The sequence below is a fragment of the Catenuloplanes japonicus genome, assembly GCF_000717135.1.
In the GTDB taxonomy this organism is placed as follows: Bacteria; Actinomycetota; Actinomycetes; order Mycobacteriales; family Micromonosporaceae; genus Catenuloplanes; species Catenuloplanes japonicus.
The window spans coordinates 288,568-303,728 of the sequence record NZ_JNXY01000009.1 but is presented as its reverse complement, the minus strand read 5'-3'; the positions used below and the strand labels follow the sequence as shown (position 1 = coordinate 303,728).

General features: G+C 68.9%; 14 protein-coding genes. 1 reads left to right on the top strand and 13 read right to left on the bottom strand.

Annotated features, from left to right (window positions below):
- Positions 1–118 precede the first annotated feature (118 nt).
- From OP04_RS53350 to OP04_RS16215, 8 genes are all read right to left on the bottom strand, one after another.
- A complete protein-coding gene (locus OP04_RS53350) occupies positions 119–259 on the bottom strand; it encodes a hypothetical protein (protein WP_157239887.1) in 141 nt (46 codons plus the stop codon).
- A 344-nt stretch (positions 260–603) separates the two neighbouring features.
- Complete coding sequence (locus tag OP04_RS53345; protein WP_157239885.1) at positions 604–777, bottom strand: hypothetical protein; 174 nt, start codon at positions 775–777, stop codon at positions 604–606.
- A 410-nt stretch (positions 778–1,187) separates the two neighbouring features.
- Entirely contained in the window at positions 1,188–1,613 is a 426-nt protein-coding gene (locus OP04_RS49690; RefSeq protein WP_051798020.1) for a hypothetical protein, read from the bottom strand.
- Positions 1,614–1,669: 56 nt separating this feature from the next.
- Positions 1,670–2,836: an ABC transporter ATP-binding protein gene (locus tag OP04_RS16235; RefSeq protein ID WP_033340485.1), complete on the bottom strand. Its 1,167-nt coding sequence runs from the start codon at positions 2,834–2,836 to the stop codon at positions 1,670–1,672.
- A 6-nt stretch (positions 2,837–2,842) separates the two neighbouring features.
- A complete protein-coding gene (locus OP04_RS16230) occupies positions 2,843–3,709 on the bottom strand; it encodes a carbohydrate ABC transporter permease (RefSeq protein WP_051798019.1) in 867 nt (288 codons plus the stop codon).
- Positions 3,709–4,602: a carbohydrate ABC transporter permease gene (locus OP04_RS16225; protein WP_033340484.1), complete on the bottom strand. Its 894-nt coding sequence runs from the start codon at positions 4,600–4,602 to the stop codon at positions 3,709–3,711. The genes OP04_RS16230 and OP04_RS16225 overlap by 1 nt, the downstream gene beginning before the upstream one ends.
- Positions 4,599–5,825 (bottom strand): ABC transporter substrate-binding protein, encoded by a 1,227-nt coding sequence (locus OP04_RS16220; RefSeq protein WP_232323606.1) that lies wholly within the window; start codon positions 5,823–5,825, stop codon positions 4,599–4,601. The genes OP04_RS16225 and OP04_RS16220 overlap by 4 nt, the downstream gene beginning before the upstream one ends.
- A 658-nt stretch (positions 5,826–6,483) precedes the next feature.
- Entirely contained in the window at positions 6,484–7,485 is a 1,002-nt protein-coding gene (locus OP04_RS16215) for a Ppx/GppA phosphatase family protein (RefSeq protein ID WP_033340482.1), read from the bottom strand.
- A 244-nt stretch (positions 7,486–7,729) separates the two neighbouring features.
- Here OP04_RS16215 and OP04_RS16210 point away from each other — a divergent pair, with 244 nt between their 5' ends.
- Positions 7,730–8,149, top strand: coding sequence for a hypothetical protein (locus OP04_RS16210; RefSeq protein ID WP_033340673.1), 420 nt, complete (start codon positions 7,730–7,732; stop codon positions 8,147–8,149).
- A 149-nt stretch (positions 8,150–8,298) separates the two neighbouring features.
- Here the strand turns inward: OP04_RS16210 and OP04_RS16205 are convergent, their stop codons facing one another.
- From OP04_RS16205 to OP04_RS16190, 5 genes are all read right to left on the bottom strand, one after another.
- Complete coding sequence (locus OP04_RS16205; protein ID WP_033340481.1) at positions 8,299–8,529, bottom strand: hypothetical protein; 231 nt, start codon at positions 8,527–8,529, stop codon at positions 8,299–8,301.
- 427 nt (positions 8,530–8,956) lie between these two features.
- The gene (locus OP04_RS51785) at positions 8,957–9,562 is read right to left on the bottom strand and encodes an AfsR/SARP family transcriptional regulator (RefSeq protein WP_198153845.1); all 606 of its coding nucleotides are present in this window, start codon (positions 9,560–9,562) and stop codon (positions 8,957–8,959) included.
- 135 nt (positions 9,563–9,697) lie between these two features.
- Positions 9,698–11,566, bottom strand: coding sequence for a 1,4-alpha-glucan branching protein GlgB (glgB, locus tag OP04_RS16200; protein WP_051798017.1), 1,869 nt, complete (start codon positions 11,564–11,566; stop codon positions 9,698–9,700).
- A 102-nt stretch (positions 11,567–11,668) separates the two neighbouring features.
- Positions 11,669–13,012, bottom strand: a complete 1,344-nt coding sequence (locus tag OP04_RS16195) for a glycosyltransferase family 4 protein (protein WP_033340480.1) — start codon at positions 13,010–13,012, stop codon at positions 11,669–11,671.
- Positions 13,013–13,173: 161 nt separating this feature from the next.
- Positions 13,174–15,069 (bottom strand): amylo-alpha-1,6-glucosidase, encoded by a 1,896-nt coding sequence (locus OP04_RS16190; protein ID WP_033340479.1) that lies wholly within the window; start codon positions 15,067–15,069, stop codon positions 13,174–13,176.
- Positions 15,070–15,161 lie beyond the last annotated feature (92 nt).

Sequence of the window (15,161 nt, the reverse complement as noted above, 5' to 3'; positions counted from 1 at the left end):
CTAAGGGGTTTGACAATGGAATCCACGACCGGACGGTCTCGTGAGGGCGAGGGCGGCAACGCCTTCTGACCTTTTTTTCTTGAGCACTCGTCTCCGGGCCCGCCCGGAGACGTGGTGTTCAGACCGTTATCGCGAGCCCGACGAACACCACCAGCAGCACAGACACCAGCACGGCCGCTGCCAACCAGCCCGTCGTGCCACCCTCCCCCTCGGGCCCCCCGTGCGGTCTGGCGAGCGTGGCACGCTTCTCGGTATTCATGATGTGTTTCGCCTTCCCCTGACGCCGATCTTCGCGGATGCGTCGTTTCGGCCTTTCGCGAGACCGTGTCCCCGACGCTTCGATGGCATCGAACGTCCCATCCTTATCGCCCGCACAGATTGATCGCAAGGACGAGGGTCCGTGCTTTCACCACCCGAACCGTTCCACCCGTCCGGGGTGTTGCGGATCAAATTCGTCGATCGAACGGCCTGATCGCCGGCTTTGCTCCCGCCAGGCGGGACGACGGAGGGCAGGCGGCGGGTCGCCGGCGGCAACGAAAAAGAGGCCGCCGCCTCGGGTGAGGCGGCGACCTGGAGACCGCCTGCGTTACGGGCGGGGGTGGCTCAGAATCGGCCGGAGATGCGCGGGTCGTCGGCCGGGAGGCTGTGTACCCGGCCTTCGCGGTCGATCACCTGGACCACCGGGACGCGGCGGGTCTGCGGGCGTGCGGACAACCAGGCGAAGCCGGCGACGGCCAGCAGCGCAAGCGTCGACACCCACAGGATGATGCTCGGCATGGGGGACCTCCCAACGTTGGCCACATCAGCGTAGCGCGCACCCGCCGATAAGCCAGTGGTGCAAACAATCACCCAGCGTAATGCTCAGGTTGCCGGAGCGGCTCCGACGTGCCGAAACGTCGCCGACTATGCCGGGATAAGCCGAAATTTCGGGCGCGCGGCGCCCGATGTGGCACGGGTCGCGGAGCGCAGACGACGCGCCGAAAGAGGGCACCCATCAACCTGCGGGAACGCGAGACCAGCCGCGGAACCGGCCGCGGCCTTGGCACGCGATCTTTGCGCCGGCCGGCCGGGACCTGCGTCAGCCGCCGGTCGGCGACCTGCGCCGCCGGCTCACATCAGCCGGCGAGGTGCGCCGCCAGTTCGGATCGGCCCGCGGCAGCCAGGGGACGTGCGGTGCCTGGCCTGCGTCAGCCGGCCGCGGCCGGCGGGAACTGGCCCGGATCGCGCGGGGCGGGCGAGATCGGGCGGACGACGACGTCGAACGCGCCGGTCAACGGCATCGGCGGTGCGGGCGGCTCCGGAGCCAGGCCGATGGCGGACTCGGCGGAGACGGAGAGCTCGGAGGGCTCCCAGGAGAGCACGTCCGCCGGGTCGGGGCGGGCAGGGTCGAGGCGCTGGGCCGGGGCGGCGGCGTTCAGGCTGCCGAGCGTCTCCATCAGGCGCGGGACGTCCTCGCCGAGGAGGCGGAAGGAGGCGCGGCAGTGACGGTCGACCCACAGCGAGAGCACGACCATGTCGCTCTCGTCGTGGCAGCTGACCCGCATCACGCGTGAATCGCCCCGGACGTCGGAGAAGATCTCTCCCCGGCGCGGCAACGGCACCAGTTCACCCATGGGCCACATATTGCCCGCCGGAACCCCCTCCACGGAAGAGGTCCCGGCGGATTGATCTACAGCGTCAGGTTCTTGCCGGTGGAGGCGTCGAACAGATGGACCTTCTCCGTGTTCAGCCAGACGTCGCGCGTCTCACCTGCCCGGACGCCGGACTCGGCGGCGAATCGGGTGACCAGATTGGACGCTCCGGAGGGCAGGTCGGCGCCGCCCGCGTCCGCGGCCAGCTCCTCCAGCTCCGCCGATGTGGCACTTTCACCTTCTAACGTGAAATATGCGTACTTGTCGGAGCCTATCGACTCGACCAGGTCGACGGGTGCGGTGAACTCGTGACCCCGGGCGCGCTGCGCGGCGTCGACCAGCGTCGCGTCCTCGAAATGCTCGGGCCGGATGCCGAGGATCAGTTCGGACGAGGTGAGCGCACCCCGTACCCGCGGCGGGATTGTGATCTTCCCGAGCGGCGTCTCCAGGACGTCGCCGGAGGAAGCCACGGCCGGCAGGAAGTTCATCGCGGGCGAGCCGATGAAGCCGGCCGTGAACAGGTTGGCCGGACGATCGTAGAGCTCCTGCGGGTGCCCGACCTGCTGGATCCGCCCGGCGCGCATCACCACGACCCGGTCGCCGAGCGTCATCGCCTCGGTCTGGTCGTGCGTGACGTACACCGTGGTGGTGGCGAGTTGTTTCTGCAGGCGGGAGACCTGGGTGCGCATCTGCACGCGCAGCTTCGCGTCCAGGTTGGACAGCGGCTCGTCCATCAGGAACGCCTTCGGGCTGCGCACGATCGCCCGGCCCATGGCGACGCGCTGGCGCTGGCCGCCGGAGAGGTTCGCCGGCTTGCGGTCCAGGTAGGCGGTGAGTTCCAGGACCTTGGCGGCCTCCTCCACCTTCTCCCGGATGACCGCCTTGTCCAATTTGGCCAGTTGCAGCGGGAAGCCCATGTTCTCCCGGACCGTCATGTTCGGGTAGAGCGCGTACGACTGGAACACCATCGCGATGTCCCGGTCCCGCGGCGCCTTGTCGTTGACCCGGTCGCCGCCGATGAGCAGGTTCCCGGAGCTGATGTCCTCCAGCCCGGCGATCATGTTGAGTGTGGTGGACTTCCCGCAGCCGGACGGTCCCACCAGGATCACGAACTCGCCGTCCGCGATCTCCAGGCTGATGGAGTCGACCGCGGTCGTCCCGTCCGGATAGCGCTTACTGATCTCGTCGAGCACGATGTCAGCCACTGATCATCACCCCTTGACCGCGCCGTTCGTCAGACCCGAGACGATGCGACGCTGGAAGAACAGCACGAACAGAATGATCGGGATCGTGATCACCACGGCGGCCGCGGAGATCGCGCCGGTCGGGTCCTCGAACTGGGACTCGCCGGTGAAGAACGACAGCGCGACCGGCACCGTGCGGGACTGCTCGGTGGAGGTCAGCGACATCGCGAACAGGAAGTCGTTCCAGCAGAAGATGAAGACCAGGATCGCGGTGGTGAACACGCCCGGCGCGGCCAGCGGCGCGATCACCCGGCGGAACGCCTGCGCCTGGGTGGCGCCGTCCATCTTCGCGGCCTTCTCCAGGTCCCACGGGATCTGTTTGAAGAACGCGGAGAGTGTGTAGATCGCCAGCGGCAGCGCGAACGTGATGTACGGCAGGATCAGCCCCGGCCAGGTGTCGAAAAGCCCGAGCCGCCGCTCGATGTCGAACAGCGGCGACACCAGCGAGACCTGCGGGAACATCGCGATCAGCAGCGACACGCCGACCAGCAGGCCCTTGCCGGGGAAGTCCAGCCGGGCGACCGCGTAGGCGGCCATCGTGCCCAGCACCACCGCGACCGCGGTGGCGATCAGCGCGATGCCGATCGAGTTGATCAGCGCGCGGACGAACTGGTCCGTGCTGAAGATGACCCGGTAGTTCTCCAGCGTCCATTCCCGCGGGATGAAGTTCCCGTCGGAGAGCGTGGCCGGCGTCTTGAACGACAGCGACGCGATCCACAGCACCGGGACCAGCGCGAACACCACGACCACGATGTCCAGCAGGCTCCAGGTGATCTTCGCTCGGGTCTCCTTGCTGACGCCGGTCGTCGTGCGATCGTGCGTGACCGCGGTCATCATCGCCTCCCGTCGTCGGAGGCACCGGGCGCGGCCGTGCCGAACAGCTTCACGAACACGAACGCGATGATCGCGACCGTGAGGAAGATCAGCACGGACATCGTGGAGCCGATGCCGAGGTTGAGCCCGCGCAACAGATTGTTGAACGCGATCATCGACACGGAGGAGGTCTCATTGGACCCGGCCGTCAACACGAAGATGTTGTCGAAGACCCTGACCGCATCGAGGGTACGGAAGAGGAGCGCGACCAGGATGGCCGGCTTCATCACCGGCAGCATCACCTTGGTGAACCGCTGCCACGCGGACGCGCCGTCCATCGACGCGGCCCGGAGCAACTCCTCCGGCACCAGCGCCAGGCCGGCCATCAGCAGCAGCGCCATGAACGGCGTGGTCTTCCAGATCTCGGCCAGGATGATGATCGCCAGCGAGCCGGCCCGTTCGGTGAGCGGCGCGCCGTCCGGCGTGATCAGGTTCGCGAGGTAACCGGTGTCCGGCGTCCACGCGTACCGCCAGGAGAACGCGGCCACCACGGTCACGATGCCGTAGGGAATCAGCGCCGCGGTCCGGACCAGGCCGCGACCGACCAGCGTCCGGTGCATGATCAGCGCCAGACCCATGCCCAGCACCAGCTCGACCGCGACCGTGACCACCGTGATCAGCATCGTGACGCCGAACGCGTTCCACCAGTACTCGTTGGTCAGCACGGTCACGTAGTTGTCCAGGCCGACGAACTCGCGCTCGTCCGGGAACTTCAGGTCGAAGCGCTGCAGCGACAGCCAGACCGAGTACAGGATCGGGTACGCGGTCACCGCCACCATGACGAACGCGGCCGGCGCGCAGAGCAGCCAGCCGAGCCGCCGCTCCTGACGCTTGCCTTCGGACAGCTGCGTCACGGCAGCACCCCCTTGGACTCCAGCGCGTCCTGGATCAGCTTCTTCAGGTCCTCGGCCGTGCGGGCCGGATCGATCGCGGACGGCGGCGAGAGCGTGGCCGACATGACCGTGGAGATGTTCTGATAGGCGGGCGACAGCGGCCGCACCGCCGCGTCCCGCAGCTCCTCCAGGATCACGTCCTTCATCGGGTACGCCTCCGCCATCTCCGGCGCGGCATAGACCGACTCGATGGTCGGCGGCACGCCGTCATTGATCGCCGCATACTTCTGGTGCTCCGCGTTGCGCAGGCAGCGCGCCGCCTCGAACGACTCGGCCGGATGCCGGCTGTACGCGCTGACCGCCAGGTTCGTGCCGCCGATCGTGACCCGGCTCGGCGTGCTCGGGTCGACCGCCGGATAGCGGGCCCAGCGCACGTTCTTCGCCAGGTCCGGCGCCGCCTCCTGCATGGCCGGGTAGACGTACGGCCAGTTCAGCTGGAACGCGCCGTTGCCCGACTGGAAGTCGAGCCGGGCCGGATCCTCCTGCGCGTTCGTGAACGACGGGCTGGTCACCCCCGCGGTGGCGAAGCGTTTCAGCAGCTCCAGAGCCTTGACCGCGCCGGCGTCCATGGTGGCGGTCTTCCCGTCCGCACTGAGGATGGTGCCGTTCGCGCCGGCCACCAGCGTGTTGTAGAGGACGACCAGGCCCTCGTACTGCGCGCCCATCGTGATCACCTGGTACGGCTTGCTCTCGGCCTTGAGCTGCTGCGCCTGCGAGATCATCTGATCCCAGGTGCGCGGCGGCTCCGGAACCAGGTCGGTGCGGTACCAGAGCAGCTGCACGTTCGTGTTGTTCGGCGCGGCGTAAAGCTTGTCCTCATAGGTGGCGGACTCCAGCGGTCCGGGCAGCGTGCCCTGTCGCACCTGGTCCGCGTCCGCACCGGTCCACTCCCGGATCCAGTCCGCACCGGCGAACTCCTGCGTCCAGGTCACGTCCAGCCCGAGCACGTCCATGCTGTCGTCCTCCGCCGCCAGCCGGCGCACCATCTGCACCCGCTGGTCGTCGGCCGCACGCGGCAGAACACGGTAGACGATCTCGTACCGCCCGCCCGCCGCCGCATTGCACTCGTCGATGACATGCTGCATGTTCTCGACCGGCGGATTGTAGAAATTGATCGTGGGTACGCCGTCGTCGTCCCGCCCGGCGCACGCGCCGAGCGGCACGGCCACCAGCACCGCTGCCACAATCGCGGTGACGCTCCTGCGGCGTCGTCGTGTGTCAGAGTTCGGGGGATCACCCATCCTGTGCTTCGCCTCCCGTCCGAGATGGCGCGCGTCACGGGTATTCGATGCGCGTGGTGCTCATGCGCATGACGTCCCCGGTGTGCACACTTCCCCGGAGCCGCCCGAGACCTCGCGGCGCGCAGTCGAGCGACGACGGCCCACAGAGGCCGCCACCGTCCCTCCACCTTCTCCCCCACCCCACACCGCGCGAAACGCCCCGTTAACACGCGCACCACGCAGGCTCGACTGCCTCTCGACATCAAGGCCCGCCCCACCGCGATCAGCCGGTCACTCCACACCCGAAATTTCACGAAATAGCGTCCCGCGCACCGGCCACGCCCGCGCTACCGCCACACGACAGACCAAGCCGGCGGCCCTGCCGATGATCCGCTCGGCTCGTCCCGGGTCGATGGCAGAAGGGGGAGAAACGCCCGCACGAAACCCCGCCACCCGGGATCCGGGCAGGCAGTTGGGGGTCTTGGATCCCGCCCCGGAGCCGGCGCGCTCCCGCCGGAAGCCCGCCGGAGGCAATGACGCGACCCAAGACCCAACGCACCACCCACGGATCCCTCGGCCCGCGGGAGCACGCGGACCGCAACCACGCCGGAAGCGGGAATATCTATCTCTTGATCTTCCCCGATGTGCCCATCCGCTTCACATCCGCATCCGTCGGCGGAAGTGTCAGCGCGCGATCCGCCCAGCTGTCCGCCGCCTCGACCCGCCGCAGCAGAATCCCCTCGCGCAGCGCCCACGGGCAGATCGTGACCTCCGCCAGCCCGAACATGTCCATCATGGTGTGCGCGACCAGCGCCCCGGCCAGCGATTGCCGGGCGCGCGGCGCCGAAATACCGGGCAGGCGGGCGCGTTTGTCCGCGGTCAGCGCCCCGAGCCGGCCGATCTGCTGGGCGAGGTCGACGCGGCGCAGTACCCGTGGCACGAACAGGCCGCGGCCGGGTGCGGGCGCGCCGCAGAGCTGCGCCAGCTGCTGGAACGTGCGCGAGGTGGCGACCGCGGTCTGCGGCGCGTCCCAGCGCATCCGGGTGGCGACCTCGCCCAGTTCTCGGCGGAGGTAGCGGCGGGCCTTCTCCACCCTGGCCACGCGCGGTGGGTCGCCGGCCAGGCGCTCGCGGGTGATCCGGGCCGCGCCGATCGGGAGGGAGACCGCGAACTCCGGTGTCAGGTCGTGGCCGTAGGCGATCTCCGCGGAGCCGCCGCCGATGTCGAGCAGCAGCAGCGGCCCGGCGCGCCAGCCCATCCAGCGGCGGACCGCGAGGAACGTCAGCTCCGCCTCCTCGGTGCCGGACAGCGTGCCGAGGCGCACACCGGTCCGCGCGTCGATCTCGGCGAGCGCGGCGTCCCGGTTCGGCGCGTCGCGGACCACGGCGGTGGCGTAGGCGAACAGTTCGCGGACCTCGAAGTGGCGGGCCTGCGCCACGGCCGCGCCGACGGCGGTGACGAGCCGGTCGATCGCCTCGGTGCCCAGCGCGCCGTCCTGTCCGACCACTTCGGCGAGCCGGACCGGCTCCTTGACCGCGTGCACCGGCAGCGGCACCCCGTTGCCGATGTCGGCCACGACCAGCTGGGCGGTATTGGACCCGACGTCGAGGACACCTATGCGCATGCCTCCAGTCTCCATGATCACCGTTTGTGTGGCGGAAATGTGAACGACAGAGCCTGTTCATGCCGTTCGGCCGACCGGTACGGTCGATGGGCGAGTCCGCGCTGTGGCGGACGATGCGACATCCAAGAACACCGTGATCGGGCGGCGCCGCCAGTCCCGTCACGGCTGTCCGGGGTCCGAAGTGATTCGCACCGCCGTTTCGACGCTCCTGGTTCAGGTCGTCGTCAACGAGGAGATGCCGCCCATGACGGAGACGCCTGCCCATGCCCTCACGTTCGAGGTGTCCGGGCTTCCGCCGCTGAAGACCTCCCCCACGCCGTTGCTGGCCGCCGGTGGCCGCCAGGCCGTCCGCGTCCGCGCGCTCCTGGAGGCCGCCTGCCTGGCCGCCCAGGAGACCGGCTGGATGCCGCTCACCTCCCCCGTCGGGCTGGAGGTCGTGCTCCGCCACCCGCCGGACAGCCACACCGGCGACGTCACCCATTTCCTCGGCGGCATCGGCGACGTCCTCCGCGACAAGCGACGCGGCGCCGAGGTCCCGCTGGGGCACCTCGGCGCGCTGCTCGACGTCGCGCTCTTCCACGACGACCGGCAGATCCGGCAGATCTCGTACCGTGAGGAGGACTCGGACGAGGTCTCCTACCGGGTCCGCGTGGAGCGGCTCTAGGCACGGGGGCCGAGAACGCGCTGCCGGATGGATGCGATCCGCACGCCACAAGACCGAGCACCGACGGCATTACTTGCCCCCGGGTCACCCGTCAGGGTGGAAACGCGGACTCCGGCCGCCGCATCGCAGGCGGCGGCCGGAAATACGACCTACGCTTGCTCTCGGTCGTCGAAATGGAAGATCTTCGCGCCGGACACCTTGTCGAAGTGGAATATGGCGACAGTTATGACTTCCGACGAGGAGTCGGTCGAGTTCAAGCGGAGCGCATTCGAGAAAATCGCCTGCGGAACTGAGAACGAAATCGGCGCGATCTCGGCTTCAGCGATGGTTCCCGTAGCAAGCAGTCCCGCAGCGACGAGGGACGCGGCAATGAGCGGCACAAATCCTCCGGATGTTGGCTGGCACCAGTGCGACCGGACTCCAACACCACCGGGACGCGCGTCACCAGATGGAGCATTCTTTACTGTTCACGTCGCATCGACACCCGAGGTCGAGCATCTCCCCAGCTGACGCGATGCCGGCTACCGGGTTCCATCTTTGACCACGATGATCCTGCCCGCGCTCTGGTATATCCGGTGGGAGTTGGTCGCAAGTAGATCAACAAGCCTGCCAGCAGGCCTGGCGTGGCGGCTCGACGCGTCTGCGGCAAGCCCTCCGTGCAACTTGTCTCAGTTTGATCTCGGCGCTCACCCTGCGTCGCCCGTCGAGCCGCCTCGTAGACAGAGGCGCTGGGACGGACTCCGGCGCCTCGGTCCGTCTGGCTCGCCAATCGTTCCACGAAGGAAGGGATCAGTGCACGCCGACCGGTCAACAAAGCGCGCGAATTCCCACAAGAATCATTCGGTCGGTGGGAACGGACTCAGTGGCGATCCGTTCTGTCCAGGTGGCAACCGCGTGCTGGTCACCCAAATCCGACAGCTGGTCACAGAGCGCGTAGACGACCTCGGCCCACTCGATTTCGAGAGCGTGTCTACGACTTTCAGCCCAAGATGATTCGACTCCGGAGAGAGCATCACCACGCCATTTTCCCAGCGCGGCTTCATATGAGCTCACGGCCGATCGCGGATCATTTCGCGCTGCAGCCTCGCTCGCTGCCGCACACAGCGAGCGGAAAATATGGTAATCGATATTCTTAGGGGAGAGATCGAGGGAGTACATCCGGGGCCGGTGGCTCCGTAAAGTATCGGCCGGCACACCGGCCTGTGTGAGAGCACGTCGGACGGATCGCACATATGTCGTGACTGTCTCGTCGGCACGGTCGGGCGGCGCGATGCCCCAGACCCGCGAGACCAGGTCGTCGATGCCGAGACGACGACCAGGGCTCAGCGCGAATGCGCCGAGGACGCAACGCACGGCACCGCGGGACGGAGAGATCGAGGTGCCGTCGTCCGTGACAATCTCGATGTTTCCCAAGATCCGAATTTCCGTACGAACCCCGGGCTTGATTGTGTCAACGAGAGTCCACAGGAAACTGCGGGAGGGTGCGAGCCCCGGATCCGGGCGGGTCCGGCCAGGCAAGCGCCCGCCGGACCCGCCGACAGTGGATCCTCAGCGCGTCGGCCGGAACCAGACGGTCGCGTACGGGCCCACCGCGACCTCGGCCGAGTGCGGCAGCCCGTGCGAGCCGGCGTCGGACGCGGTCAGCGCGCCGAAGTTGCCGACGCCGGAGCCGCCGTAGTGGGACGCGTCCGTGTTGAGGACCTCGTCCCAGCGGCCGCCGCGGGGCAGCCCGATCCGGTAGCCGATCCGGGGCGTACCGGCGAAGTTGACCACGCAGGCCAGGACCGAGCCGTCGGAGCCCCAGCGCAGGTACGACACGACGTTGTTCTGCCAGTCGTCGTGCGCGATCCACCGGAAGCCGTCGCCGGACGTGTCCTGGGACCAGAGCGCGGGCGACTCCCGGTAGATCCGGTTGAGGTCGCGGAGCGCGGCGTGCACGCCCTGGACGGCCGGATCGCCGAGCACGTGCCAGTCGAGGCCGCGGTGTTCGGCCCACTCGTGCTCGTCGGCCAGTTCGGAGCCCATGAAGAGCAGCTGCTTGCCGGGGAACGACCACATGTAGCCGAGGAAGCCGCGCAGCCCGGCCAGCCGCTGCCAGCGGTCGCCGGGGAGCTTCGCGATCAGCGACTTCTTGCCGTGGACGACCTCGTCGTGGCTGATCGGCAGCACGAACTGCTCGTCGAACGCGTAGCACGACGGCCAGGTCAGCTGATCATGGTGATGCTTGCGATAGATCGGGTCCCGCTCGACGTATTCGAGCGTGTCGTGCATCCAGCCCATGTTCCACTTCAGGCCGAAGCCGAGGCCGCCCCAGTCCGTCGGCTTGGAGACGCCGGGGAACGCGGTGGACTCCTCCGCGATCATGACCGCGCCCGGGTGCTCGCGGTAGACGACCGCATTGAGCTCGCGCAGGAACGCTATGGCCTCAAGGTTCTCGTTGCCGCCGTGCTCGTTCGGCGACCACTGGCCGTGCTCGCGGGAGTAGTCGAGGTAGAGCATCGAGGCGACCGCGTCCACCCGCAGGCCGTCGATGTGGAACTCCTCCAGCCAGTAGAGCGCGTTCGCGACCAGGAAGTTCCGCACCTCCCAGCGGCCGTAGTTGAAGATCAGGCTGCCCCAGTCCGGGTGCTCGCCGCGGTGCGGGTCCGGGTGCTCGTAGAGCGCGGTGCCGTCGAAGTTCGCCAGCGCCCAATCGTCCTTGGGGAAGTGCGCGGGCACCCAGTCGAGCAGCACGCCCACGCCGGCCTGGTGCAGGCGGTCGACCAGGTACCGGAAGTCGTCCGGGTTGCCGAACCGGGACGTCGGCGCGTAGTAGCCGGTGACCTGGTAGCCCCACGAGCCGCCGAACGGGTGCTCCATGACCGGCATCAGCTCGACGTGCGTGAAGCCCAGCTCGGAGACGTACTCGACCAGCTGATCGGCGAGGTCGCGGTAGGACAGGCCCGGCCGCCAGGATCCGAGGTGCACCTCGTACACACTCATGGGTTGCTTGTGGTGCTCGGTCCGGTGGGCGCGCGCGACCATCCAGTCGCCGTCATCCCATTTGTGCTCGGACCTGAAGATCATCGACGCGGTACGCGGCGGCGTCTCCGTCGCCGTGGCCAGCGGATCCGCCCGGTCGGTCCACGTCCCGTCCGCACCGTGGATCTTGTACTTGTAGTACTGGCCCACGGTCGCGCCCGGCACGAACACCGCCCACACGCCGCTGTCGCCCAGGTTGCGCATGGGCACGCCGTCGAACGCGCCCCAGCCGGCGAAGTCGCCTATCACCCGGACCTCGCGCGCGTTCGGTGCCCAGACCGCGAAGTGGCAGCCGTCGTCGCTCACGTGGGCGCCCAGTACGGTCCAGAGCCTCTCGTGCCGGCCCTGGGAGAGCAGCCAGCGGTCGATCTCGCCGATGAAATCGTATTCGGACACGGAGCGGCAGGCCTCGCAGTCATGGGTAGGTGGTGGAAAAACACCCGCTGGCCGTCGCATGTGCGGCGGCCAGCGGTGGAGAGAGCCTGGTGAAGGGGAGGGTCAGGAAGCGGACGAGGCGGCGTTGATCAGGCCGTGCAGGAGGTTGCCCTCCGGCACCACCGCCTTCGGGCGGCCGTTGGCCAGCTGCGTCTCCGCCTGCTTCGTGTTGAAGGCCGGTGCCTCCCGGATCGCCGCGCTGTACGCCGCCGCGGTCCGCGCCGCGATCGTGCCCCAGCCGTACCGCTCGGAGACCATGGAGCGCGCCTGCCGGGCCACGCGGCGCGCGAAGACCTCGTCGGCCAGCAGCGAGTCGACGGCGTCGGCCAACGCGTCCGGGTTGCTGTGCGGGAACGTGACGCCGGTGACGCCGGGCTCGACGATCTCGGCGAGGCCACCGGTCGAGGAGACCGCGATCGGCGCGCCGGCCGAGGCGGCCTCCAGCGCGATCATGCCGAACGGCTCGTAGAGGCTCGGGATGACGGTGGCGTCCGTGGCGGCGAGCACCGCGGGCAGCTGCTTCTCGTTCATGAAGCCGGCGAACGTGACGGTGTCGTCCAGGTGCAGGCGCGCGGCCTCGGCCTGGAGCTCAGGCCGATAGGGCCCGTCACCGGCGATGACGACCTTGAGGCCGGGGTGCCGGTGCTTGAGCTTCGGCACCGCGTTGACGAGGTGCTGCACGCCCTTCTCGTAGACCAGGCGGCCGGCGAAGCCGATCAGCGGGCCGTCACCGGCGAACTTGGAGCGGGCCGCGGCGATGGCGCGGGGCTGGGCACGCCACATGGTGTCGTCGACCCCGTTCGGGACCACGTCCATCCGGGCAGCGGGCAGGTCGAGGAGCCGGTTCACCTCCCACCGCATGTACTCCGAGCAGACGATGACGCGCACCGCCTCCTGGGACAGCCAGAACTCCACGGTGTGGATCGCCTTGTTCATCTCCTCCGGGAGCCAGCCCTGGTGGCGGCCGGCCTCGGTGGCGTGGATCGTCGCGACGAGGGGGATGTCGAGATGTTCCTTGAGCGTGACCGCGGTGTGGGTGACGAGCCAGTCGTGAGCGTGGATCACGTCGTACTCACCGGACTCCGCCGCCCGCAGGGCCGCGCGGGTCAGCGTGTGGTTGAAGGCCATGGTCCAGGCGAGCAGCGAGGGCGTGGCGAGCGGGAAGACCGGCGGGTCCTCCGGGGCGCGCACGATGCGGACACCGTCCGCGTATTCCTCCAGCGGGGCACCGGCCACGTGCCGGGTCACCACCGTCACCTCGTGCCCGGCCGCGGCGAGCGCGACGGACAGCGCGTGCACGTGACGTCCCAGACCGCCCACCACCACCGGTGGGTACTCCCAGGAGAGCATCAGCACTCGTTGCGGACGCGCAGTGCGCATCTCGATGATGTCGGCATTTGGTGACATAGGCCCGGCCCCCTCGCAGATTCGTCCCTCAGGCACACGCCAGCGGACGACCCTCAATCAGGTACAGAAGGGTGTCATCGCGTTGTCGGGATGGGCTTATCCTGCCCTACCCGTGGAAACCAGCGAAGACGCCCCGGTTGCCGCCGTGTAACCAAGGTTGATCAACACCGACGGACGCGAACTAGTTCCCCCACCGACCAGGCTTGAAACGGGCAGCCCGTTGCCGAGTGAGGCGGCTCACCATCCGCTGTTTCAGAGACAGAGCCTAGGCCAAACTCGGTCAAATGAACTTCGATACCGGAGAGTAGTTCGCCATCTGACACGGCGGACTTGGTACACGTATCGATAAAAGGCCCCACCCACCACGGCCACACGGTGCCCATGTGATACGCGCCATCTCTATTATCAGAATTTCCACGGTGTTCACGTTGGAAACCCCTTTCCCGGGGGCCAAGGCTGCGTAGACCGACCGGTGTCAGCAATCCCTTGGAAATTGCACGGAGAGCACGCGCATCGGCACGCATCGGAGCGTACGGCAGCGACCACGCCAGCAATTGATTGGGCCGGAGCGACGCGTCATCGCCCCGAGGCCCGTCGACGACGTCGTAGAGCCACCCGGCGGGTGCCGGGAAGCGACGGCGGAACGAGGCCAGCGCGGTCCGGTGAGCGGCCGGGGCGGCTCCGGCATCTCCGCGGGTACGGCGGGCGAGGTCCACGATACCGGCGAGCCCGTTGATCCACAGTGCGTTCACCTCAACCGGCTTCCCGGCCCGCGCGGTCACCGGCACGCCCCGCACCCGCGCGTCCATCCAGGTCAGCGCCTCGCCGTCGGCGCCCTGGGTGAGCAGCCCGTCGTCCGGGTCGACGCGGATGCCGTACCGGGTGCCGCGCAGGTGCGCGTCGACCACGTCGCGCAGCGCGGGCAGCAGCTCCTCGGCCAGGTCGGTGTCGCCGGTCGCGGTCACGTGCCGGGCCACCGCGTGCAGGAACCAGAGCGTGCCGTCGACCGTGTTGTACTCCACGCTGCCGGTGTCCGCGGTGTTCGCCAGCATGCCCTCGGAGAGCGTGGCGGCGTACCCGAGCAGCAGCCGCCGGCCCTCCTCGGCCCGTCCCGTGCTCAGCAGCAGGCCCTCGTAGGCGATCATCGTGTCCCGCGACCACGCGCCGAACCACGGGTAACCGGCCACCACGTCCGGTGTGCCCTCGGTGCGGACCACGAACGCGTCCGCGGCCAGCGCGAGCGTGGCGTCCACGTCGTCGGCGGGTGCGGCCGCCGCTACCACGGCCCGGTTCCGCCGCCGGGCGGCGGAGACCACTTCACGCGCAGGGGGCGGCACGTCTTCCGGCGAATCGGCCCAGGCGCGCACCTCGAGCACGTCACCGGGCTCACGCAGCTCGGCCGAGAACGTGCCGGCATGCCAGAGATCCTCGTTCGGGGACAGGCCGCGCGCGGCCTCCTCGCGGTGGTGCACGCCGGACCACCAGGTGCCGGCGGCGGTCCAGCCCGGACCCTCCAGCCGGTACGCGTCCTCGATCACCGCACCGTTCGTCACCGAGGCGATCTTCATGGAACCGGCGCTGCGTTCCCCGTGCGCGTCCCGCCAGGTGCACAGCGCCTGCAACTCCAGCCGCGCCGGGCCGCCGGCCAGCAGGCGGTGCACCACGGCGAGCGCGGGGCGGCCGTACACCATGGCCAGTTCGCGCTCCAGCACCACGTCGCCGACGCGCCAGCGCCAGCGGGGGAGGCCGTCGATCAGCGAGAACCGCTCCAGATAGGTGTGCCCGGCCGGGGCGACCGTGCCGTCCGCCCACTCATGCACGCCGAGCCGGTGGGTGTCACCGCCGATGACCAGCACCGGGTCCAGGCTCGCCAGCGCCAGCGTCCGCGCGGACGCGGTGGCGCCGGAGACCATGAGCAGCCCGTGGTAGCGGCGGGTACGCAGGCCGGACGCCGTGCCCATGGCGTAGCCGCCGAGCCCGTCCGGGACCAGCCACTCGCGGGCCGCGCCCTCGGCGAGCGCACCGCAGACCTGAGGACCGAAGCTGATCGGGATCATCTTTTTCCTGCACCTATCAATGAACGATTTTCGACCTGGCGAGCGGGTCAACGCTACGCAGAGGTCGACGGGACGGGGCGTGTATGGGTTGG